The organism is Sphaerisporangium sp. NPDC049003, from assembly GCF_043197795.1.
Classification (GTDB): domain Bacteria; phylum Actinomycetota; class Actinomycetes; order Streptosporangiales; family Streptosporangiaceae; genus Sphaerisporangium.
In genome coordinates this window covers 16,081-34,482 of sequence record NZ_JBICTU010000007.1, presented here as the reverse complement: position 1 = coordinate 34,482, position 18,402 = coordinate 16,081, and the positions used below count along the sequence as shown (strand labels likewise).

Sequence of the window (18,402 nt, the reverse complement as noted above, 5' to 3'; positions counted from 1 at the left end):
TCGAGCCATTCTGAAAGGATTCAGCGATGAAGATCGGCGTGCCCGCCGAGGTGAAGAACCACGAGTACCGCGTCGCCGCCACTCCGGCGGGCGTGCACGAGCTCGTACGCCACGGCCATGACGTCCATGTCCAGCGGGACGCGGGCCTCGGTTCGCAGATCCCCGACGAGGACTACCTCTTCGCCGGGGCGAAGATCGTCGAAAGTGCGGACGAGGTGTGGGGCGAGGCCGACCTGGTCCTGAAGGTCAAGGAGCCCATCGCCGAGGAGTACCACCGGATGCGCGAGGGGCAGGTGCTGTTCACCTACCTGCACCTCGCCGCGTCCCGCGCCTGCACCGACGCGCTCCTCGACCGCAAGGTCACCGCGATCGCGTACGAGACCGTGCAGGTGGGCAACTCCCTGCCCCTGCTGGCCCCGATGTCGGAGGTGGCCGGCCGGCTGGCGCCGCAGGTGGGCGCGTACAACCTGATGCGGTTCAACGGCGGCCGGGGCGTGCTGCCGGGCGGTGTCCCGGGCGTCGCCCCCGCCAAGATCGTCGTCATCGGCGGCGGCGTCTCCGGCCTGAACGCCGCGCAGATCGCGGTCGGCATGGGCGCCGACGTCACGATCCTCGACGTCAACATCGACAGGCTCCGCCAGATCGACGCGATCTACCAGGGCCGGCTCAAGACGATCGTCTCCACGCAGTACGCCATCGAGCAGGCCGTCGTGGAGGCCGACCTGGTCATCGGCGCCGTCCTCATCCCGGGGGCCAAGGCTCCGACCCTGGTCTCCAACGAGCTCGTCTCCCGCATGAAGCCGGGGTCGGTGCTGGTCGACATCGCCATCGACCAGGGCGGCTGCTTCGAGGACTCCCGGCCGACCACGCACGCCGAGCCCACGTACAAGGTGCACAACTCGGTGTTCTACTGCGTGGCCAACATGCCGGGGTCGGTGGCCAACACCTCGACCTACGCGCTGACCAACGCGACGCTGCCGTACGCGGTCAAGCTCGCCAACCTCGGCTGGCAGGAGGCGCTGCGCGGCGACGCCCCGCTCGCGCTCGGCCTCAACACCCACGCCGGGCAGCTCACCTACGAGCAGGTCGCCCAGGCCCACGGCCTGCCGTTCACGCGGGTAGCCGACCTGCTCGGCTAGGCGAGCCGACGGTATCCGCGCGGGTCGCCGGCCCGCGCGGCCGGTCCTCCGGCGGCATCGCCCGTGACGCGCCTCGGCCTTCAGGAAAGGCCGAGGCGTTTGCGGAGCTGCCGTGAGGTGGCGAGGACGTGCTCGATCTCGGCTGGAGTGGGCCAGGGGGCGGTGCCGGGCCTCACCAGGGTCATGCGCACCGAGCTGAGGTGCTCGACGGCCGCCGCGTGCAGGCCGCTCTTCTCGGTGAGCCAGGCGACCACGTCGATGGGCTCCCTGAGCCGCCTGGTGAGCAGGTCCCAGGTGCCGAGGATCTCGGTCAGGTCGGCCATGCGCAGCATGGTGCCGCCCCGCCTGCCCGCCGCCGCGACGGCCAGCTCCGCGCGGGCCACCAGCTCAGGCTCCACGGGACGGTCCCACACCGGCACCGCCTGGTCGGCCGTCCACTGCGGGGGGGCCGTCCGCCGTGCGCCGATGACCGACTGCAGGGTGCTCAGCTCCGCCGCCGCCCCCTGGTGCCCGCACATGGCGGCCTGGCGGAACCAGTGCTGCCCGCCCCGCAGGTCGTTGTGCTCGGCGATGAGCAGCAGGCCGAAGTTGTAGGCCGACTCGGGATCGCCGCTGGCCGCCGCGCGCCCGAACCAGTGGCTGGCGGCGCGGGGGTCCTCCAGCTCGACGCAGACGAATCCCGCCATGCGCTGGTCCTCGACCCTGCCGAAGTGCGCGGCGCGCTCGAACCACGCGCGGGCCGTACGCAGGTCACGGCGCGCGAGGGCGAGCCTGCCGAGCTGCGAGGCGGCGGCCGGATGGTCGACCTTGGCCGCGAGGCGGTAGAGCGTCTCCGCGCCCTCCGGATCGCGGTCGGCGTGCAGGAGCCGCCCGAGGTAGTACGCGGCGTCGGCGTGCCCGCCCCTTGCGGCGTACTCCCACCAGCCGCGCGCCTGCGCCTCGTCGCCCGAGGCGTAGCTCATGAAGGCGAGGTCATGGGCGGAGGCGAGGTCGCCCGCCGAGGCCGCGCGGCGGTGCCAGTCGCGTGCGGCCACGGGGTCGCCGACGTCCTCGCAGAGCAGGGCCAGCCTCCGGGTGGCCGGACGGGACCCGGCGCCCGCGGCGCTCTCGAACCAGTGGCGCGCGCCGAGGACGTCCCCCCGCTGCTCCAGCAGCAGGGTGGCCAGGTTGACGGCCGCCTCGGCGTCCCCCGCGCCCGCCGCGAGCTCGTACCACGTGATCGCCTCGTCGAGGCTGCCGTGTTTCTCGTGCCAGACGCCGAGGTTGTAGGCGCTGTCGATGTTCCCGGCTCCCGCCGCCCGCTCCCACCAGTGGCGTGCCGCCGACCGGTCGCCGCGCTGGGCGTACAGGCGGCCGAGCCGGTGCGCGGCCCCCGAGTCGCCCGCCTGGGCGGCGCTCAGGAGGTCGGCCTCGCTGGGTTCCCGGAGTGACGCTTCGGGCGCACGGGGCATCGGCACGGCGGGCCACGCGACCGCCGCCTCCGGTTCACCATGCCACCACGTCATGGGGGACAGAGTCGCACGTGATCCAAAGAGATGGAACATAATCGACAGCTTCTTGCCGTCCGGCGGAACGCGTTTGACCCGTCCCGACCAGGGACGTCAGCGTCTCGGCTCGGTCGCCGCGCCTGGGGACGCCGGTTGACTTACGTTGATAAATCCGGCATACATCCCCATTCCGCATACATAGCGGAGCCTTCCGGGGCCCTGCGGCGCGAGCCGTACGGTCGCTTCGCCTGTCACCGGGAGCGTGATGTCGTGGCCCTGGATCGTCAGCGTGCGCGTGCACCCCTGGTTGTCCAGGGTGCGGAAGACGATCTCCGCCGGCCGTCCGGCCTCGATGGAGACCACGCCGGGACGGTAGCCCTCGGCCGTCGACCAGACCGTGACGACCTGGGTGCCGTCCGCGCGCGTCTGGGCGCCCGCGGTGGCGGTGGGGGGAGCGCCGAGGTCGGGCAGCCACCCGCCGAGCCGGAGCCCCGCGACCACGGTCACCGACCCGGCCACGAGCGCCGCCGCCGCGGCGACGATCGCGAGCCTGGTCGTGGCGATGCGGCGGAGCAGCACGCCGAGCAGGGCGAACGCCGGGGCCGTGCCGGTGACGAACCCGGCCATGACCGCCGCGCCGCCGAACCAGGATCCGCTGGAGACCGCGATCACCTCGGTGCTGAGCGTGACCCCGCAGGGGATCAGGATGGTGACCGCTCCCAGCAGCACCGCCCTCATCCAGGGCGGCACCCGCGCGAGAACCCCCGCCACCGCCGCCGGCACCCCCGAAGGCGATGGCGTTCCCGAGGGCGCCGGCGTTCCCGGGGGTCCCGACGACGAGGCGGAGGGCGGCGGCGCTGAGGTAGAAGGCGATGACAAGGCCGACGGTGCGTGGTGTGAAGAGCATGCCGGGGTCCGGCCGGTGTTCCTGATGAGCCGGGCGGCGAAGCAGATCACGGCGGTGCCCGCCCCCACGAGGAGCACCGCCCGACCCTCCGGCGGGATCCGGACCACGCCGCCCAGCAGGCCGAGCAGCGCCCCCACCATCGCGTGGGACGCCAGACGCCCCCCGATGAACGCCGGCACGACCGCGAGCCCCGAGCCTGGCCGCCCGCCGTCCCGGCGGCCGGTGAGACCGATGAGGAGGCCTCCCTGCACCGCCGTGCATGAGGCGGTGCCCGCCACCAGCCCGGCGGCGAGGCCCCCGGCGAAGAGCGCGGCGGGCGTCACGCTCGGCGGACCGGGGTCGCTCCGGCGCCACGCGGTCGTACGCTCGGTTCCACGTGATCCTCCTCCGTAAGTGTCTCCTCGCGGAACGTAACGGAGAGGGTCGCCGGTGGCCAGTCACACTTCGCTAACCACCGGCCCTTTTTCCGTCATGACCTGCCACGACGAGCGCCCCGCGCACGCTGGTCGGAAGGCCGTACGTACGGCGGGGGACAGGTCACAGCCAGCCGGGCTTGACCAGGCCGGACTCGTAGGCGATGACGACGAGCTGGGCGCGGTCGCGGGCGTGGAGCTTCGTCATGGCCCGGCTCACGTGGGTCTTGGCCGTGGCGGGCGCCATGAACAGCTTGGCGGCGATCTCGTCGTTGGTCATCCCGGCGGCGACCAGCGTCAGCACCTCGCGCTCGCGCTCGGTGAGCTGGTCGAGCCCGGCCGTGACGCGCGGCTCCTTGGCCCGCGACGCGTACTCGGCGATCAGCCGCCGGGTCACGCTGGGGGACAGCAGCGCCTCCCCCACCGCGACGACGCGTACGGCCTGGATCAGCTCGGCGGGCTCGGTGTCCTTGACCAGGAAGCCGCTGGCCCCGCCCCGCAGCGCCTCGAAGACGTACTCGTCCAGCTCGAAGGTGGTGAGGATGATGACCTTGATGTCGGCGGGCATCTCGCGCGTCGCGGTGAGGCCGTCCATCCCCGGCATGCGGATGTCCATCAGGACCACGTCCGGCCGGTGCTCCTCAGCCAGCCGGACGGCCTCGGCGCCGTCCGAGGCCTCGGCCACCACCGTCATGCCGTCCTGGGCGTCGAGCAGGGCGCGGAAGCCCGCCCGCACGAGGGCCTGGTCGTCCACCAGCAGGATCTTGATCACTCGGCTTCCTCGGGTGTCTCCGCGCCCGCCACGGGCGGGATCGGAAGGCGGGCCTCGACAAGGAAGCCCGCCCTATGGGGTCGGGCGGTCAGCGAGCCGCCCAGCGCGGCGGCGCGCTCGCGCATCCCGGGGATGCCGTTGCCGCCCCCCTCGTCGGTCAGCGCGCTCGGCGCGGTCGCGCCGCTGTCGGCGACGCGGACGTACAGCTCCTCCGGGCCGTAGGTGATCGTCACCGTGGCCCGCGCGCCGGGCGCGTGCTTGGTGACGTTGGTGAGCGACTCCTGGATGATCCGGTAGGTGGCCCGCTCGACCCCCGGAGGCAACGGCCGGGGAATGCCCTCGGTCTCCATGGTGACCGCCGGCCCCGTGCGCCCGATCAGCTCGTCGAGCTGGCCGAGGCCCGCCGCCGGCGACCGGGGGGCGCCGTCCCGCAGCACGCCGAGCACTGACCGCATCTCGGTGAGCACGTCCTTGCTGGCCTGCTTGATGGTCGCGAGCGCCGTGCGCGCCTGCTCGGGGTGGTCGTCGATGAGGTGCAGGGCCGTGGACGCCTGGACGTGGATGAGCGAGATGCTGTGCCCGAGCACGTCGTGCAGCTCCTGCGCCATGGTCAGGCGCTCCTCGCTGGCCTGCCGCCTGGCCTCCTCCTCTTCGACCCTCTCGCGCTCCACGCGCTGCTCGCGCCGGGCGCGGGCCATCTCGGCCCCGGTGAGCACGACCAGGATGATCGCTCCGACGCCTGCGTGGTGCAGCCAGCCCTGGCGCACCGGGAGGAGCCAGGTGGCGTAGGCGGCGAAGAAGAGGAAGAGGGAACCACCGGCGGCCCACGCGGCCCGGCGGTGCCCGGCCATGACAGCGTTGACGATCATGAAGATGGGGGCGGCGAACACGGGCCCGTAGGCGAAGCCCTGGTGGACGTAGACGCAGGTCGCCACGATCGTCACCCACAGCGCCGCCACGGGATGCGCCCGGCGCGCGACAAGCGCGAGCGGCCCCACCGTCAGCAGCGCGTACCCGAGGGTGTCGAGCGGGACGCGGGTGCCGGGGTCGGCGGCGTCGATCTGGGCTCTCTGCGCGCCGATCGAACCCCACACCTGCGCCATGCCCACGAGCAGCGGGAGCGTGGAGTCGAACCAATGGGACCGTTTCGTGCGCACGCCAGAACGGTACGTCAGCGCGCTGACCAGAGCGTCGTCCCAGGGGGGCAGTGCCGCCTACGGTAACCGGCGTACCGCCCGGCGCCACACGGACCCTGCGTTACACTCTCATCACTTCATGTGAACACCTCTGCCCGGCGGCACGACCGCATGCGGACACTTTGATCATAATTGACCACGGTTGTGAAGCTATGAGTCAATGCTGGTGCGATCTAGGAATGAGGTCCAGCATGAGCTTTCGCCGCCTGGCGGTGCCCTTTGTAGGGGTCGCCGCCTCTCTGGCACTCGTCATACCGCCCGCCGACGCACGGGCGCCGATCACCACCGGGACACCGCCCGGCTCCCAGGGGCACGGGCAGCCGGCCAAGGTCCCCGTCGCCGAGGGGTACGGCGGCGCCGTGTCCACCGTCGACCTCGACGCGAGCAAGGCCGCGCTGAGCGTCCTGAAGCAGGGCGGCAACGCCATGGACGCGGCCGTCGCGGGAGCCGCGACGCTGGGCGTGACCGAGCCGTACTCGGCGGGCCTGTCGGGCGGCGGGTTCCTGGTCTACTACGACGCCCGGCGCGGCAAGGTCTTCACCATTGACGGCCGCGAGAAGGCCCCCCAGGCGATGACCGAGACCTCGTTCCAGGAGAACGGCGTGGCCATCCCGTTCGACGCCGCCGTGACCAGCGGGCTGTCGGCGGGCGTGCCCGGCGGCCTCGCGCAGTGGGAGCTGGCGCTGCGGCGCTTCGGCACCCTGTCGCTCAAGCGGGCGCTCCAGCCGGCGATCGACGTCGCCACCAAGGGCTTCACGGTCGACCAGACCTTCTACGACCAGACCGCGCAGAACGCCGCGCGCTTCGCGGACTTCACCTCCACCGCCTCCCTGTACCTGCCGAACGGCGCTCCGCCGCCCGTCGGCTCGGTCTTCCGCAACCCCGACCTCGCCGCGACCTACCGCGAGCTGGGCAGGCGCGGCGGCGACTGGCTGTACGGGGGCAAGCTCGGCGAGGAGGTCGTGGCCACCGTCAAGTCGCCCCCGGTCAGGCCCGGGTCCACCCGCGTGGTGCGGCCGGGTCTCATGGAGCTCTCCGACCTGCGGGCCTACCGCGCGCTGGAGCGCGCCCCGAGCAAGATCAGCTACAACGGCATGGACGTGTACGGCATGGCGCCGCCGTCCTCCGGTGGCTCCACGGTCGGCGAGGCGCTGAACATCCTCGAAGCGCTGCCCAAGGTCGGCGTCCACGAGTACCTGGAGGCCTCCCGCCTCGCCTTCGCCGACCGCAACAAGTTCGTGGGCGACCCCGACTACGTTGACGTGCCGCTCAAGGGGCTGCTGTCCGACGGGTTCGCCAAGGAGCGCGCCTGCCTGATCGGCCACGTCGCGATGCCGAACCCGGCCGCGCCCGGCTCGCCCGACGGCTCGTACGGCCGGTGCCAGATCGAGGGCAGGCCGCTCGCGGCCGACGAGGCCGGCGCCGCCGAGAAGCCGGAGGGGCCAGAGACCACCCACCTGGTCGTGGCCGACCGCTGGGGCGACGTCGCGGCGTACAACATCACGATCGAGCAGACCGGCGGCAACGGCATGGTCGTCCCGGGGCGGGGCTTCCTGCTGAACAACGAGCTGACCGACTTCACCTTCGGCCCGGCCCCCGGCGACCCGAACCTCCCGGCCCCCGGCAAGCGCCCCCGCTCGTCCATGGCCCCGACGATCGTGCTGAAGAACGGCAAGCCCCTCCTCGCCGTGGGCTCGCCGGGCGGGGCGACGATCATCACGACGGTGCTGCAGATCCTCGTCAACCGCTACGAGTTCGGCATGTCCCTGCCCGACGCGGTCGCCGCGCCGAGGGGCAGCCAGCGCAACGCCGCCGCGACGCAGGCCGAGCAGGGCTTCATCGACCGCTACGGAGCCGAGCTGACCGCCAAGGGCCACACGCTGACGATCGCCCCCGGCCCGCCGGTCGGGGAGATCGGCGCGGCCACGGGGCTTGAGTTCCTCGGCCGCGGCAAGGTCCAGGCGGTCGCCGAGCCTTCCCGCAGGGGCGGCGGCAGCGCGCTGGTGGTCTCAGAGAGGCCCTAGCGGATCAGCTCGTAGGCACTCGGCTTCACGTTCCGGGTTCGCGCCCAGAACTCGAACGTGAAGCCGGGCCACAGGGTGCGGTTCCGGCCCTGGTCGTCGAGGTACCAGCTCACGCAGCCGCCCTCGGACCACACCAGGCGGGTGAGCCGTTCCTGGAGCCTGGTGTTGTACGCCCGCTGGGCCTCGGGCCGCACATCCAGGGCCCTCGCCCGGGCCGACGACAGCAGGCGCAGGCAGGACATGACATACCGCACCTGGGCCTCGATCATGAAGACGACCGAGGTGTGCCCGAGCCCGGTGTTCGGGCCGAGCAGGAAGAACAGGTTGGGGAACCCCGCCGTGGAGGTGCCGAGGTAGGCCTGCATGCCGTCCTGCCACGCGTCCTGGATCTTCAGCCCGTCCCTGCCGGTGATCCGCTGCTCGCCGAGCGCGTCGGTGACCTTGAACCCGGTGCCGTAGATGATCACGTCGACCGGGCGTTCCCGGCCGGTCGCGTCGACGATCGAGTGCTCGCGGATCTCGGTGATCCGGTCGGTGACCAGCTCGACGTCGTCCCGGACGAGGGCCGGGTAGTAGTCGTCGGAGAGCAGGATGCGCTTGCAGCCGATGGTGTAGCCGGGCGTCAGCTTGGCGCGCAGCTCCGCGTCGGGCACCTGGGCGGCGAGGTGGCGTTCGGCCACCGCCTGGTGGATCCGCATCAGGCGCGGGTCGACGGTGAACCCGAGGGCGCGGGTCTCCAGGAGCCAGTAGACCGCGTTGCGCAGCGCCCGCCCGGCCAGGGGCAGCGTCCTGAGCGTCTTCCGGGTGCGCTCCGAGAGCCGGATGTCGGGCTCGGGCTGGATCCACGGAGCGGTCCGCTGGAAGACGTGCAACCGCTCCGCCCGCCCGGCGATCTTGGGGACGAACTGGACGGCGGAGGCTCCGGTGCCGATGACCGCGACGCGCTTGCCGGTCAGGTCGCAGGAGTGGTCCCAGTTCGCCGAGTGGAACGACCGGCCGGCGAACGTCTCGCGTCCGGGGATCTCCGGCAGGGACGGGACGTGCAGGGCCCCGATGCCCGACACCACCGCGTTCGTCGTGAAGGTCGCGCCGTCGGCGGTGCTCACCCGCCAGCGGTTGGTCTCGTCCAGGTATTCGAGCCCGCGGACTTCCTTCCCGAATCGGAAGTGGGGCGCGAGCGCGTACTTGTCCACGCATGCACGCATGTAGTCCCAGATCTCCCGCTGCGGGGCGAACAGCCGGGACCACTCGGGGTTGAGCTCGAAGGAGAAGGAGTACATCGGGGAGGGAACGTCGCAGGCGCAACCAGGGTAGGTGTTGTCGCGCCAGGTGCCGCCGAGGTCCGCGTCCTTTTCGAGGATGACGAAGTCGTGGTACCCCGCGTCCTTCAGCTTGATCGCCATGCAGAGCCCGGCGAAACCGGAGCCGATGATCGTGATGCCGGGGCCCGTGGCTGCCATTCCATCTCCTCCACCCCGTATTGGACCTTTGGTCCAATTTAGACGCAGGTGTCGTCCTGGTCCATCCCCGCCTCTGTCAGCATATTTCCGGGTACGGGGAAAGCGCCGAACCGATTCCGGGTACGGCGAAAGCGCCGACGGCGCGTGGCCGACGGCGCGTGGCCTCTACGAGCGGCCGGTTCCTACCGGAGGAGCAGGAAGACGACCACGGCGACGACGATGACGGCGGCGACCGCGGCGATCACGGGAACCAGGTAGGACCGCTGCGGCGCGACGGGCTCGGGCTCCTGGCGCTGGGCGAAGGCCTTGAACTGCTGGGTGTTCCCCGCAGGATCAATCTGAGGTTCGGACATGGGCACGACTTTATCGACCTCGGTGGTGACTTGACGCTGTTTATGCCACTTCGGCCTCAGGCTGCGGAAGCTTTCCCCGAGCGGCGGCGCCCGCCCTGCCTGAGCAGGACCGAAGACCGGACCACGGGCCTGTGCGGATAGCGTGGGGGCATGCTCCGGACGTTGTTCTCGCCCCGCCTCGTGGGCCTCCACCTGGTGACGATCGGGGTGCTGATCTCGTTCACCTTTCTCGGGCGCTGGCAGCTCGGGGTCTTCGAGGAGTCCGGCCGTCCCCATGCCGTCGTGGATCCGGCGCCGATCGCGCTGTCCACGCTCGTCGAGGCCGGCAGGCGCGTGCCGGCACCGGCGATCAGCCGCAGGGTCACCGCGCAGGGCACCTTCGAGGCGTCCCGGCAGTTGCTCGTGGCCGAGCGCGAGCCCACCGTGGAGTCCGGCGGCGGCGTGAGCAAGGACGGCGGCTACTGGCTGCTGACCCCCCTGAAGCTGGCCGACGGCACCTTGGTGCCTGTCGTGCGCGGGTGGGTCGCTTCTCCGTCCGACCCGGCGACGGCCGTGCCGGGCGGGACGGTGAGCGTGAGCGGGCGCCTCCAGCCGTCCGAGCCCACAGACTTCGCCAGGAGGCGCACCTCTCCGCTCCCGGCGGGCCAGGTGGCGACCGTCTCGACGTCCGAGCTGATCAACATCTGGCATGGTGCCCGGCTCCATGACGGGTTCGTGGTGGCGACGGCGCCGATGGCCCCGGTCACCCGCCTGGTCGACGTGCCCCCGCCCACCGAGGGGGGCGGCTTCACCTGGCGGAACCTCGCCTACGCCGCCCAATGGTGGATCTTCGCGGCGTTCGCCGTGTTCATGTGGTTCCACTTCGTACGCGACGCGGTGCGCGCGGGCCGGGCGGGCGGAGCCGCGACCGCGGAGCTCAGCGCGTCCCCGCAGGGCTGACCACCCTCATGCCCGGATATCGTGTGGTGACCGCTCTCCAAGCGAGGTAATGATCATCGTGGATTCCGCGCTCAAGCCCTTCCGGGTGATGGCCTACGTCGTCGGCTGCATGCTGCTCGCCCTCGTGGGCGCCATGGTCCTGAAGTACGTCTTCGACAACGCCACGCCCGTCGCCGTCGTCGGCCCCGTGCACGGCTTCATCTATGCCGTCTACCTCCTGGCCGCGCTCAACCTGGGTCTCAAGGCCCGCTGGACCTGGCCCTACATCCTGGGAGTGCTGCTCGCCGGCACGATCCCGTTCCTGTCGTTCGTGATCGAGCGCAAGGTGACCCAGCGCGTGCAGGAGCAGATCGCCGTCGCCCCGGCCTGATCCCGTGGCACGATCGGGTGTGACCGCGCCTGGCCGATCGCGGACGACCGCGTGGGCGGACGGTCGGCCCGTCCGGTCACGCGGTCGTCGTGCGGGCGATCAGCGGCCGATCTGGCGCCGCCGGATCCGCCGGAGCCTTGCGCGCTGCGACTCGTCCAGCATGAAGTACACCACCACGGGCCCGGCCAGCACGGCCAGGACCAGCACCCATGCGACCAGGGACGGCAGCAGGAGAAGGGCGAGTACGGAGGCGATCCCCGCGCCCACGTAATACTTTGCGACTGGCGACATGGCCGGGCCTTTCTCTTCGCCGAGCGGGGGTGGTCCCCACGCCCATTCTGCGTCGTCCCGTCAACGTGTGGCACTCCGGCCGGAGTTCCGTTCACGGCGCCGTCCGGATCCGGGGCCGGTGCGCGGGCGGTCAGTCGGCGAGGGCCTTGAGCGTGGCCTCGCCGCACGGGTCGGCGTCGGTGCTGACGGGCACGAGCGCCACCTCGTCCACGCCCGCCTCCGCGTAGGCGTCCAGCCGGTCCATGATCTCGACCGAGTCGCCGATCAGCGCGACCGACTCCAGCAGGGCGTCCGGGATCTTGGCGAGCAGCTCACGGGGGTGCGGCAGGGTACGGGCGTACCGCACCACGTCCTCGAAACCGGCCTCGGCGAACATCTCGCCGTACCCGGGGGCAGCGAGGTAGGGGACGACGCCACGCCTGATCTGCTCGATCGCGGCCGGGCCGGGGTCCACCGCGGCCGTCACCCAGGCGGCGGCCCGCGTGCTGGGCGTGAGCAGGCGCAGATCGGTGATCAGGCGGGCGGCGGAGGCCGGGGTGAGGAGGTTGAGCACCATGCGGTCCGCGAGAGCGGCCGTGGCCACCGCTCCGGGGCCGAAGGCGGCGACGGTGAGCTCCGACCGGGGAGCGGGCAGCCGCAGCCGGTAGCCCTTGCTGGAGACCCGCGTGCCCGCGAAGTCGGATTTCTCCCCGTCGAGCAGGGGCCGCAGCGCCTGGACGGTCTCACGCAGCGCCGTGCCCGAGCCGGCCCTGGACCGGCCGTGCCAGTCCTCCACCACCATCGGGCTGGAGGTGCCGAGCGCGATGTTCACCCGCCTGCCCGTGAGCTCCGCGACCGAGGCGGCTCCCATCGCGATCATCAGGGGGTCCCGCACGCTCACCGCCAGCGGCCCGACCGTGAGAGCCGCCCGGCCGGTCCGCGCGCCGATCGCCGTGGCGAGGGCGAAGGCGTCGTACGTCGCCATCTCGCCGACCCATACCTCGGGGTAGCCGAGCTCGTCCGCGATCTGAGCGGTCCGAACCGCCTCGCCCGCCGGGCGGTCCTGCCACAGCCCGAGGGAGACGCTGAGCCTCATGTGTCATGCTCCTGCCATAGCCCGGGGGAGCCGTCGTGCCTCGTACGGCATGCCCCCGACACCGTCCTTGCGAGACGCTTAGTCAATCTCATATTGGACACTCCCCACCACTTCCATTTGATTCCGTTTTATGAGTCATATGCGTATCTGCTCGATCAATGGAGCTGGTCCGGCCTGACCCAGGTGGCGTGGAAGCCGAGGGGCACGCGCTGGGGGAGCAGGACCCGCGCGACCGGCCCCGCCGTCAGGTCGGACGCGGACAGGACCTGGACCTCCGAGGCGCCCTCGCGCTCGTCGGTGACGAACGTCACCAGGTAGCCGTCGTCCTCGCCGGTCGCGCCGTCCCGGGGGGCGAACGGCGCCTCGCTGCCGTAGCGGTGCTCGCCGAAGCGGTACACCTGCTTCTCGCCGGTCACGTTGTCGTAGCGGACCAGGCCGTCGAACAGGTTGGTGTCGGCGTCCATCACGGACACGTTGTAGGCGTACCTCGTGGCACGGCCGGTCCGGCGGGCGTCGATCGAGGGGAACTCGGTGTTGTGGCCCTCGTCCACGAACCCCTCGGAGGTCCGCCCGGTGCGCAGGTCGAAGCGGTACCGGTACATCCGGGCGTCGAGCCTCAGGTACGACAGCATGCGCGCGAGCGGCCCGCCGGCGCCGCTCGGCGCCGGGCGCGACACCCGGCAGACGTCCATGGTGATCTCGTCGCCGGACTCCCAGGCGTTGACCACGTGGTAGATGTAGCAGGGCTTGGCCTCGAACCAGCGGATCTCGTGCGCGAGGCCCCGGCGCGGAATGACGCCGAAGCGGGAGGGCAGTTCGCGGTCGAAGGTCAGCTTGTACCTTCCCCGCCGCGCGGCGTCGAGGTCCTGGTAGAGCGGCAGGTCCATGAGGATCGCGTGGTTCTCGGTGATCGCCATGTCGTGCGGCAGCCGGGCTCCGGGCAGGTCCAGCTCCACGCAGTGCTCGACCGCGCCGCCCGCGCCGACCACCCCGTACCGCAGGTAGGGCTCGCGTGGCCCGTAGTCGAACCAGAACAGTTCACCCGTGCGCTCGTCGGCCTTCGGATGGGCCATGACGTCGCCCGTCAGCGTGTTGAGGAAGGTCTCGGCGCCGAGGGTCTCCAGCGAGAGCGGGTCGAGCGAGTACGGCGAGCCGCACAGGTACCACGTGGCCAGCACCCGGCCCCTGTGGAAGATCAGATCGGTGTTGGCGGAGTCCTTCAGGTTGAGCCCGCGGGTGTTGCCGAAGGGGTTGCCCTTCGGGCTCTCCATGACGCCGGTCCACAGCGACCTCCCGGCGGCCGACTCGGCCTCGAAGGCGCTGGTGCGCACGTACCGGTTGCGGTAGCGCGCGCGGCCGTTCTCGAAGTGCATGGCGTGGACCATGCCGTCGCCGTCGAACCAGTGGTAGCGGCCCTTCATCGGGTGGCGCGCGTTGGGCCCGTTGCGCAGGTAGACGCCGTTCAGGTCACGGGGGATCTCGCCGATGACCTTGAGGTCGCCGGTGGTGATCTCATCGTGGACCGGTGCGTAGACGCCGAGGAGGTACGGGTTCGGCTCGCCCGAATCGTCCATCACCGCCGCGACCGCGGTGGGCTGTTCCCTCATCACTGGAAACTACGATAGAAAAAGTCAGCTAGTCAACGCACCGGCCGGGCCCCCCGACCGGAGAGGGCTGTTTAGAGTTGGCGCGGTGGAGACGAAGGAGTCGCCGGTCATGGCCGGGGTGGGGAAGGCCGTGGCCGGAGGCCGCGATCACGTGGACGGGGACACCGCCGATCTCAGCGCCATAGGGCGCGCGCTCGGCGTCCTCGGCGACCGATGGGTCCTGCTGATCCTCCAGCGGGCCTTCCTGCTGCGCATCCGCACCTTCGCCGCGTGGCGCGACGAGCTCGGCATCTCCGAGTCCGTGCTCGCGGCCCGGCTCAAGGAGCTGGTCAGGCACGGCATCTTCGAGACGGCCGCCTACCGCGACGGCCGCATCCGCTACGAGTACCGGCTGACCGGCAGGGGACTGCGGCTGTGGGTCCTCCTCGTGGCCATCCACAGCTGGGAGCGCGACTGGGCCGACCGGCCCGAGCTGCTCACCCTGATCCATGACACCTGCGGGAACGACGCGCGGCCGTACCTCGCCTGTGGAACGTGCCGCGCGCCGATGAGCGCCCGGGACACCCACACCGAGCGCGGCCCCCTCGCGACGTTCGCCCGCATCGGCGTGCCGCGCCACCATCGCCGCACCGTGCGCGGTGACGACAGGACCGAATTCCTCGGCTACTGCCCGCACTCCATGGAGATCCTGGGCGACCGCTGGAGCACCACGATCCTTGCGGCGGCCTTCCTCGGCATCAGGCGCTTCGTCGACTTCCAGGGCGAGCTGGGCATCGCTCCGTCGGTGCTCACCGAGCGGCTCAAGCGGTTCGTCGAGCTCGGAGTGCTCCAGACCGATTCGTACCGGCTCTACCGGCTCACCGACAAGGGGCTCGCCTTCTTCGAGGTCTTCGCCTTCCTCACCGACTGGGCTCAAACGGAGCTGCCCGCTCCGGAAGGGTCCGGCCTGACCATCACGCACAAACCCTGCGGCTCCGCGCTGCGGCCCGTCCTGCTGTGCCGGGTGTGCCACCGGGCGCTGGAGCGCCGGGAGATCCACTTCGACATGCCGGCGCACCTGCGTTCCGCGCCTTTTCCGGCCTCCTCCAGCGAGGATCTGCCCGCCTGCCATTGACCCGCTGGCTTCTGTCTTCGTAGTGTCCTTCCATTCACGATGGGAGTCGCGATGAGGCTGCACCCCCCACAGCAGATCGAGCGCTTCACTTCGGGTGGATGGTGGACAGGCGACACCGTCGACGGGCTGTTCAGGGCACAGGTGAGCGCCCGGCCGGACGCGATCGCGATCGTCGACCCGCTCAACAAGCCCAGCCTGATGGACGGCGCGGCCCGGCGGCTGACCTGGGCGCAACTGGGCGCGGAGGCCGACAGGATCGCCGCGGTCCTGCTGGAGACCGGTGTCGTCCAGGGCGATGTGGTCGCGGTCCAGCTTCCGAACAGCGTGGAGCTCGCGGTGACGTTCCTCGCGGTGGCCAGGATCGGCGCCGTCGTCACCCCCCTGCCCGTGCAGTACCGCGAGTACGAGCTGGCGCAGGCCATCCGGCTGGCGGCGGTCAAGGTGCTCGTCACCGCCGAGCGCGTGGGGGACCGGGACAACGCCGAGATCGTCCGCAGGCTCGACGTCCCCGCGCCTCCGATCGTGCTGGCCTGGGGCGATCCCGCCCGGGACCTGGAGACCGCGGTCGCCGACCCCGCCATGCTCGCCGCCCACCTCAAGGGCCTCGAAACCGACCCCAACGACTGCCTGACCATCTGCTGGACCTCCGGCACCGAGGCGACGCCGAAGGGAGTGCCCCGCTGCCACTACGACTGGTTCGCCGTCGAGTCGAACACCACCGCCGCGCCCTCGCTGCACGGGGGCGACGTGGTGCTCAACCCGTTCCCGATGGTGAACATGGCCGGGATCGGCGGCGTCTTCCTGCCGTGGCTCCGCACCGGGTTCCAGATGGTCCAGCACCACCCGTTCGACCTGCTCGTCTACCTCGACCAGATCACCGAGGAACGGGTCACCTACACCCTCGCCCCGCCGGCGCTGCTCACGATGCTGCTGCGGAAGCCCGAGATGCTCGAAAGGTACGACATCTCCTCGCTGACGCGCATCGGCTCGGGCTCCGCGCCGCTGCCTCCCTGGATGGTGAGGGGCTGGCAGGAGCGGTACGGCATCGCCGTCATCAACTTCTTCGGCTCCAACGAGGGCATCGCGCTGCTCTCCGACCCGGTGAACATTCCGGACCCCGAGGAGCGCGCACGGTTCTTCCCGCGGCCGGGCGTCCCCGGAGGCGCCTGGCCCGGGACCCTCGCCGCCAGCAGCGTGAAGCTGGTGGACCCCGCCTCCGGCGAGGAGATCACCGAGCCCGGCCGGCCGGGAGAGCTGCATCTTTCCGGGCCCACCGTCTTCGCCGGCTACCTCGCCGGCACGGCCGACGCCGATCCCTTCGACGAGGACGGCTACCTCATCACGGGTGACGTGTTCGAGATCGACGGCCCCGATGGCCGTTACCTGCGGTACGTCGACCGAGCCAAGGACCTGATCATCCGGGGTGGCATGAACATCGCCCCCGCCGAGCTGGAGTCCCTGCTCGCCGGGCACCCGGCCGTCGTGGAGGTGGCGATCGTCGGGTACCCGGACGGCGTGCTGGGCGAGAGGGTCTGCGCGGTCGTCGCGCCACGGGACGACGTCGACCTGCCGTCACTCGTGGACTTCCTCAAGGAGAAGGGCATCGCGTCCTACAAGCTCCCCGAGCGGCTGGAGATCGTCGAAGCCCTGCCGCGCAACGCCGTGGGCAAGATCCTCAAGCGGGATCTGCGCGAGCGGCTCTGAGGTTCGGGCGGGATCCGCGCGAGCGGCCATGAGGTTCGAGAGGGTCCGCGCGAACGGCCATGAGGTGAAAGATTCAGCGCGTTTTCGCGCCGTCCGAGGTCGGTGAACGCCGGGCGTCGCCGTCGTTGACACCTGGACGCGCGCGGAGAACCATCGGCGATCGAGCGCAGCAGAGCGATCCCGGTCCGGCGTGTGGGAGCGCTCCCACCTCTTGAGGGCATCCGTAGAAAGCGAGCGATCCATGAGTGCTCCCCTCCCCGGCCGTCCGTTCCCCCCGGCCGGACCCTTGCCACCGTGGTCAGGCCGGCCGAGCGCGAGGCGGCGGTTCCTCGCCCTCGTCGCCACGCTGGCCGCCGTCGCCGCCGTGCTCCTGCCGGCCCGCGCCGCCTCGGCCGCGGACCCCGGCTGCCGGGTGGACTACACCGTGAACCAGTGGAGCGGCGGGTTCACCGCCTCGGTCAAGGTGACCAACCTCGGTCCGGCCATCACGGCCTGGGATCTGCGGTGGACCTTCGGCGGCGACCAGAAGGTCACCTCGGCGTGGAACGCGAAGCTCACCCAGACCGGGGCAGCCGTGAGCGCCGTCAACCTGGCGTACAACGGCTCGCTGGCGACCGGCGGGGCGACCGACTTCGGCTTCCAGGGCACGTGGGCGGCGTCGAACCCCGTCCCGGCGAGCTTCACCGTCAACGGCGTCCCCTGCAACGGATCCACCACGCCGACGCCGACCCCGACCGTCACCCCGACCCCGACCGTCACTCCGACCCCGACCCCCACGCCCACGCCGACCCCGACGCCGACGCCCACGCCTTCGGTGCCTCCGGGCTGCTCGGGCGCCGTGGTCTGCTCCGGGTTCGACGACCAGGCGTCCTCGACGCCGAGCGGCGACTGGCAGGTCGTGACGCCCAACTGCCAGGGCACCGGTACGGCCGCGATCGACTCCACGACCGCGCACAGCGGCACCAAGTCCCTCCGGGTGAACGGCGGAGGCGGGTACTGCAACCACGTATTCGTCGGCACCACCAAGAACGTCTCCACGGTCGGGCCGGTGGTGTACGCGCGGATGTGGGTGCGGCACACCACCGCCCTTCCCGCCTCGCACGTCACCATGATCACGATGGCCGACGCCTCCAACGGCAACAAGGACCTGCGCATCGGCGGGCAGAACAGCGCTCTCCAGTGGAACCGCGAGTCCGACGACGCGACCCTGCCCGAGCAGAGCCCGACGGGTGTGGCCCTGAGCACGCCGCTGCCCACCGGTCGCTGGGTCTGCCTGCGCTACCAGATCGACACCACCAAGCAGGCCATGAGCACCTGGGTCGACAACCAGGAGGTCGCCGGCCTGCACCTGGACCAGACGCCAACCCGCGACGTCGACTCCCAGTGGCTCAGCCGTACGACGCCGCCGCGCCCGGCGACCCTGCGCCTCGGCTGGGAGAGCTACGGCGGCGACGCGGACACGCTCTGGTTCGACGACGTCGCCTTCGGATCCTCACCGATCGCCTGCTGACCCCGGCGGGGCTCGGAACGGTGAACGCGAACCGTTCCGGG

The 18,402-nt window shown here is 71.4% G+C and carries 16 protein-coding genes; 7 read left to right on the top strand and 9 right to left on the bottom strand.

Features of this window, described 5'->3' with window-relative positions; genetic code table 11:
• The first annotated feature begins 26 nt into the window (after positions 1-26).
• On the top strand, positions 27-1,139 hold the full coding sequence (ald, locus tag ACGFIV_RS09550; RefSeq protein WP_392833573.1) for an alanine dehydrogenase: 1,113 nt from the start codon (positions 27-29) through the stop codon (positions 1,137-1,139).
• Positions 1,140-1,219: 80 nt separating this feature from the next.
• Here the strand turns inward: ald and ACGFIV_RS09545 are convergent, their stop codons facing one another.
• From ACGFIV_RS09545 to ACGFIV_RS09530, 4 genes are all read right to left on the bottom strand, one after another.
• A complete protein-coding gene (locus tag ACGFIV_RS09545; protein ID WP_358561501.1) occupies positions 1,220-2,644 on the bottom strand; it encodes a tetratricopeptide repeat protein in 1,425 nt (474 codons plus the stop codon).
• Positions 2,645-2,740: 96 nt separating this feature from the next.
• Entirely contained in the window at positions 2,741-3,856 is a 1,116-nt protein-coding gene (locus ACGFIV_RS09540; RefSeq protein WP_392833569.1) for a sulfite exporter TauE/SafE family protein, read from the bottom strand.
• A 214-nt stretch (positions 3,857-4,070) separates the two neighbouring features.
• Positions 4,071-4,718: a response regulator transcription factor gene (locus tag ACGFIV_RS09535; RefSeq protein WP_358561495.1), complete on the bottom strand. Its 648-nt coding sequence runs from the start codon at positions 4,716-4,718 to the stop codon at positions 4,071-4,073.
• Entirely contained in the window at positions 4,715-5,875 is a 1,161-nt protein-coding gene (locus tag ACGFIV_RS09530) for a sensor histidine kinase (RefSeq protein ID WP_392833566.1), read from the bottom strand. The genes ACGFIV_RS09535 and ACGFIV_RS09530 overlap by 4 nt, the downstream gene beginning before the upstream one ends.
• Before the next feature lie 230 nt (positions 5,876-6,105).
• On the opposite strand from ACGFIV_RS09530, the gene ggt reads away from it, so the two are divergent.
• A complete protein-coding gene (ggt, locus tag ACGFIV_RS09525) occupies positions 6,106-7,938 on the top strand; it encodes a gamma-glutamyltransferase (RefSeq protein WP_392833563.1) in 1,833 nt (610 codons plus the stop codon).
• On the opposite strand, the gene ACGFIV_RS09520 is transcribed toward ggt, so the two are convergent.
• Together ACGFIV_RS09520 and ACGFIV_RS09515 are read right to left on the bottom strand one after the other, a co-directional pair.
• Positions 7,935-9,398, bottom strand: coding sequence for a flavin-containing monooxygenase (locus ACGFIV_RS09520; RefSeq protein WP_392833561.1), 1,464 nt, complete (start codon positions 9,396-9,398; stop codon positions 7,935-7,937). The genes ggt and ACGFIV_RS09520 overlap by 4 nt on opposite strands.
• A 182-nt stretch (positions 9,399-9,580) precedes the next feature.
• Positions 9,581-9,751, bottom strand: a complete 171-nt coding sequence (locus ACGFIV_RS09515) for a hypothetical protein (RefSeq protein ID WP_358559632.1) — start codon at positions 9,749-9,751, stop codon at positions 9,581-9,583.
• 150 nt (positions 9,752-9,901) lie between these two features.
• On the opposite strand from ACGFIV_RS09515, the gene ACGFIV_RS09510 reads away from it, so the two are divergent.
• Positions 9,902-10,690, top strand: coding sequence for an SURF1 family protein (locus ACGFIV_RS09510; RefSeq protein ID WP_358559630.1), 789 nt, complete (start codon positions 9,902-9,904; stop codon positions 10,688-10,690).
• Between the two features lie 49 nt (positions 10,691-10,739).
• A complete protein-coding gene (locus ACGFIV_RS09505; RefSeq protein ID WP_358559628.1) occupies positions 10,740-11,060 on the top strand; it encodes a DUF3817 domain-containing protein in 321 nt (106 codons plus the stop codon).
• Positions 11,061-11,159: 99 nt separating this feature from the next.
• Here the strand turns inward: ACGFIV_RS09505 and ACGFIV_RS09500 are convergent, their stop codons facing one another.
• The 3 genes from ACGFIV_RS09500 to ACGFIV_RS09490 form a co-directional block, all read right to left on the bottom strand.
• On the bottom strand, positions 11,160-11,351 hold the full coding sequence (locus tag ACGFIV_RS09500; protein ID WP_358559626.1) for a hypothetical protein: 192 nt from the start codon (positions 11,349-11,351) through the stop codon (positions 11,160-11,162).
• 130 nt (positions 11,352-11,481) lie between these two features.
• Complete coding sequence (locus tag ACGFIV_RS09495) at positions 11,482-12,426, bottom strand: LLM class F420-dependent oxidoreductase (protein ID WP_358559624.1); 945 nt, start codon at positions 12,424-12,426, stop codon at positions 11,482-11,484.
• Between the two features lie 155 nt (positions 12,427-12,581).
• Positions 12,582-14,033 carry a carotenoid oxygenase family protein gene (locus ACGFIV_RS09490; RefSeq protein WP_358559622.1) on the bottom strand — a complete coding sequence of 484 codons (1,452 nt, stop codon included), beginning with the start codon at positions 14,031-14,033 and terminating at the stop codon, positions 12,582-12,584.
• An 85-nt stretch (positions 14,034-14,118) separates the two neighbouring features.
• Between ACGFIV_RS09490 and ACGFIV_RS09485 the strand changes: the two genes are divergently transcribed.
• The 3 genes from ACGFIV_RS09485 to ACGFIV_RS09475 all read left to right on the top strand — a co-directional run bounded on the left by ACGFIV_RS09485 (position 14,119) and on the right by ACGFIV_RS09475 (position 18,361).
• Entirely contained in the window at positions 14,119-15,147 is a 1,029-nt protein-coding gene (locus ACGFIV_RS09485) for a helix-turn-helix domain-containing protein (protein WP_358559620.1), read from the top strand.
• Positions 15,148-15,198: 51 nt separating this feature from the next.
• Positions 15,199-16,851, top strand: a complete 1,653-nt coding sequence (locus ACGFIV_RS09480; protein ID WP_392833555.1) for a class I adenylate-forming enzyme family protein — start codon at positions 15,199-15,201, stop codon at positions 16,849-16,851.
• A 241-nt stretch (positions 16,852-17,092) separates the two neighbouring features.
• Complete coding sequence (locus ACGFIV_RS09475; protein WP_392833553.1) at positions 17,093-18,361, top strand: cellulose-binding domain-containing protein; 1,269 nt, start codon at positions 17,093-17,095, stop codon at positions 18,359-18,361.
• The last annotated feature ends 41 nt before the right edge of the window (positions 18,362-18,402 follow it).

Coding starts and splice junctions, on each gene's coding strand:
- ald (WP_392833573.1), top strand. CDS start 27: ATGAAGATCGGCGTGCCCGCCGAGGTGAAGAACCACGAGTACCGCGTC.
- ACGFIV_RS09515 (WP_358559632.1), bottom strand. CDS start 9,751: ATGTCCGAACCTCAGATTGATCCTGCGGGGAACACCCAGCAGTTCAAG.
- ACGFIV_RS09520 (WP_392833561.1), bottom strand. CDS start 9,398: ATGGCAGCCACGGGCCCCGGCATCACGATCATCGGCTCCGGTTTCGCC.
- ACGFIV_RS09545 (WP_358561501.1), bottom strand. CDS start 2,644: ATGACGTGGTGGCATGGTGAACCGGAGGCGGCGGTCGCGTGGCCCGCC.
- ggt (WP_392833563.1), top strand. CDS start 6,106: ATGAGCTTTCGCCGCCTGGCGGTGCCCTTTGTAGGGGTCGCCGCCTCT.
- ACGFIV_RS09480 (WP_392833555.1), top strand. CDS start 15,199: ATGAGGCTGCACCCCCCACAGCAGATCGAGCGCTTCACTTCGGGTGGA.
- ACGFIV_RS09475 (WP_392833553.1), top strand. CDS start 17,093: ATGAGTGCTCCCCTCCCCGGCCGTCCGTTCCCCCCGGCCGGACCCTTG.
- ACGFIV_RS09510 (WP_358559630.1), top strand. CDS start 9,902: ATGCTCCGGACGTTGTTCTCGCCCCGCCTCGTGGGCCTCCACCTGGTG.
- ACGFIV_RS09505 (WP_358559628.1), top strand. CDS start 10,740: ATGATCATCGTGGATTCCGCGCTCAAGCCCTTCCGGGTGATGGCCTAC.
- ACGFIV_RS09500 (WP_358559626.1), bottom strand. CDS start 11,351: ATGTCGCCAGTCGCAAAGTATTACGTGGGCGCGGGGATCGCCTCCGTA.
- ACGFIV_RS09495 (WP_358559624.1), bottom strand. CDS start 12,426: ATGAGGCTCAGCGTCTCCCTCGGGCTGTGGCAGGACCGCCCGGCGGGC.
- ACGFIV_RS09490 (WP_358559622.1), bottom strand. CDS start 14,033: ATGAGGGAACAGCCCACCGCGGTCGCGGCGGTGATGGACGATTCGGGC.